The organism is Pseudomonadota bacterium (assembly GCA_039714795.1).
GTDB lineage: Bacteria > Pseudomonadota > Alphaproteobacteria > JAGOMX01 > JAGOMX01 > JBDLIP01.
On sequence record JBDLIP010000151.1, the window covers coordinates 1 to 3489 of the forward strand.

A 3489-nucleotide genomic window follows, 5' to 3' on the forward strand; every position below is an offset into this window, starting at 1 on the left:
TTGCAGACAGAGGCTCACGCCAATACACAGTCAACCGAGACACGCCCGCCAAGAGGCGGAACCCAGGCAGGCACCTTTGAAGGTGCCTCCACCGGAACTGCTACAGACTCTGGTGCAGGTTCAGGGGCCGGGAGCGGTTTTACAAACCAACCTCCCGTCAGCGGTAATACATCGCCTGCTGGTGGTGGTCTTGGCGGTACAAGTGGTGGTGCAGGAGATCCCACACCTGCTGCTGAGTCCGTCAGCCAAGCCTTTACCCCTGCAACACAGCCTTCGACCCTCTCTTCAGCAGAGCTGGGATCAAACGGACGAGGTGTGTTTACTGGTATTGTTCCAGAAAATAATGAGCAAAACGATAGACAGACTAGGACAACTCCAATCCCTGCTAGGAAACCTAATTTGGGTTCTCAAGGAGCATCGCATTGGGATCCAGATACCAGTAGTTGGAATGAACTGCAACCTACGCCTCAGGTGAGTCTGTCAGAGGAGTTTAGTACACCGAGCTCGCAAATTGCACCAAACACACTTCAACCTCAACCAAATCTTGTGGAAATTGACACACCTGTTAGGCCGCAAACTCAACCTGGAATGTTAGAGACAGCAAAGGATGCTGCCATAAAGACCTGGAACTACGTAACAACTCCTTTTGAGACAATGGAAAAGATAAACGAACCTCAAAGAAGTCAGCTGGAGGTACTTGATACGTATCAACAGGAAGTTTTTGCACAAAATCACATTCAAGGGGCAATGCTTAATGGATTTATGCATAGTACCGATTCTGATTTGTGCCAACCGATGGTTTTTGTTCCCGAAACAATTTTGGATGCAGCAGTTTATTCTGTTGGGCTTGCGGGCACGCGGAAAATAATCTCCGGTAACCGCCGCACACCCAAGGGTTCAACCGCAAAATCAAAACAATTAAGCAGTAAAAAACAGGCTGCAAACAACAATGCTGCCAATGATAATTCTTTACAATCCCACGTTAATTTGAAACGAGCTACAGGCACGGATACGTTTCGAACCTTTAATGCTCTGGATCCTGAAATGGGTCGACAGGCCAATCGTTGGTCTGTAGGTCAGGGCGCAAAATCTTCTGCGCATGCTAGGATGAGTGGTGAGGTTGCCAGGGAGAATGTTGCGCCTGCTCGGGGTTCACAAAGAGTTGGGGAAAGTAAAAGTTTAGGGGGTGGTACCGGCGCACAAAAATCCACCCACAAAGAGCAAATTAAAAGCAAATCTTCCACTATTAACCAGGCTGAAAGAAATCCAATAGATATTAATGCACACTCTAAAGCTCCATATAGCCCACAAGGTATGCGTGATATGCTAGAGGCACGTTATCCTGGATCAAAGGTTGAATCAACAACCTTACCGTATAAGGGAGCAAAGGGAACAAAATTTGCAGGTCAGCGTCATCCTAAAACTAAAGTTGTATATGATATGAGGGCTAGTCCTGATTTTACACCTTATATGAAATATGAAGTGCAGATTCCATTTGCAGAATATAATAAGAAGGCAGCAAATTCTTCTGCACATATGCGTTATGCGACGCGTCAGTTGCGGGTAGATATTAAATCTGGAAAAGTGAATGCGAATCAATTTAAACCTCAGGAGCTGAAGGCGATAATGAGTGGCAAAAGGAAAATACCTGGCCATACATGGGAGCATAATTCGAGACGCGGGCGGATGCAATTGGTGAAAGAGAAACCACATGCAAGAACCCCCCATGTTGGGGGATCTGCAATGAACAAAAAAATTGACAAAATTGGAAAAAAAGATGGTTGATGGATTAGAACGTAATGATGATTATTTGATAGGTTTTGTTTCAGAAGCACTCATATCTGGTGCTATAAACATACGGGAAGCACATCAATGGATTTATAACCTTATTAGCAAATACGATAATTTGCCAACTTATATCTATGATTTACCCGAAGCAAATAACTGGAAAGAATTTGATAAAATAATTGGCTTCCATGCTTACAATACTTCTGAAACTGAGTTCGATGCCCTTAGTGGCATAGCCTTTGTACGTGGGAATATAACTGATGAAGAAGCAATATCAAAAAAGAAAGCTCTAAAAGCTCTGAAGGGCAACCCTCAATTAGAAAAAAGATTTAGGGAAACGTTTCCGTTTATTGAGTTTTAGATGCAACTTCATAACTTCCGACCTCTTATCACTCAATTCATTCTGTTTGCCTATATGCAAACAATACTGTCGCCTGCGCATACGTTAGATTACCAACATGAACTTGATCAAGTCTATAACCACCAACGTTTTATCGGCAGTGAACCAAAACACTCCCATTTCAGCACAGATACAACTCCAACAAATTCGAATGTGTTTACAGAAAAGCAAGAAAACACACATTCAACTGAGACATGCCCGCAAAGAGGCATTTTTCAGGGGGGTGCCTCCATTGGTAGTCTAATAGGCTCCAGTGGGGGCGGGAGGCATAGGGTGAATAGCGCACAGCTTACGGATGCAATCTCACATTTGTACCGACAAAATCTGGTTGTTCGCCAACAAGACGGTCCGTTGAATCATTTTGATCGCCTTGAAGTAGACACACAACGCCTTGATGCCAAACAGATCATCAATGAAAAACTGCAAGAAGTGCATGAGAAATCTGGTCACTCAATTAGTGCTCCCTTGGGGACCATGTTTACTTTAGCCAGTCAAATGAAAGCAGCTGCCAGCATGATCAGCAATGCCATGAACGATAATAATGCTGATAAGGCAAAACAGCAGCAAGGAAAAGCCGGTAAAACAGATACCTCGACTGAAGCAGCAAGTGATGACCAGCAACCAAGTATGAGTGTTGGTGATGTAGTTGGCAAAGTGTGTCCAATTTTAGGCGCTGCCATCAATGGAGTTAGCACAGCAATCGATGGTGTGTTTGGTGCTTCTGATGCTCCTTCAGGTGGGCCAAATAGTGGTGGTTCGGGAGGTGGACAAGCCAATGGTCAGGCCAACAATCTTTCTGGAGGTTTTGCCTCCCCATCAGGAGGTAGCTCTGGATCTGCGGGGGGTCATCCTGTAGGTAATAATCCTGTCCCAGACTCCAATGTAATGTCTGAGGCAGCCAATAAAAGCTTTAATACTGGCTCTTCTGGATTCGAGGCAGAGTTTAACGCTTCCCATAAGCCCGTGTTTACTGCTTTTGCTGATAACAACGACGATAATAACCAAAACCAGAATCAAAGCCAGAACCACCATCCCACAGTCGTTCCCGGCCACAAGCCTGAGCATTTGCAAAGGGATACCGGACACTCAACCGCAAACTGGCAGCCAGGGCAAAGTTGGTGGGATGTGGGAAAAGATTCCAATCCGTTTTCTCATCACGTCTACATGTCAGATTTTGGCGTGGAAGTTCCCGATCCACGTCCAGCAGGATCTACTGAGCCTTTGCTTTTTGAAAACACCTTTAAAACTCCGAGCTCGTTTCAAGATTCATTCCAACAAGCGTTCGAATCACAAACACCAAC

3 protein-coding genes are annotated in these 3489 nt (G+C 45.0%); all 3 read left to right on the forward strand.

Annotated elements, in window-relative coordinates; translation table 11 throughout:
* Nucleotides 1–1785 (forward strand): HNH endonuclease (locus ABFQ95_08075; protein MEN8237475.1); only part of this gene is annotated, 1785 nt, incomplete at its 5' end.
* Entirely contained in the window at nt 1778–2149 is a 372-nt protein-coding gene (locus tag ABFQ95_08080) for an enterotoxin A family protein (protein MEN8237476.1), read from the forward strand. The genes ABFQ95_08075 and ABFQ95_08080, both read left to right, overlap by 8 nt.
* Nucleotides 2150–3489: hypothetical protein (locus tag ABFQ95_08085; protein ID MEN8237477.1), on the forward strand; the 1340-nt coding region annotated here is incomplete at its 3' end. It abuts the gene before it with no gap.

Excerpts from the sequence above, each read along its gene's own strand:
- ABFQ95_08080 (MEN8237476.1), top strand. The coding sequence starts at position 1,778 with ATGGTTGATGGATTAGAACGTAATGATGATTATTTGATAGGTTTTGTT.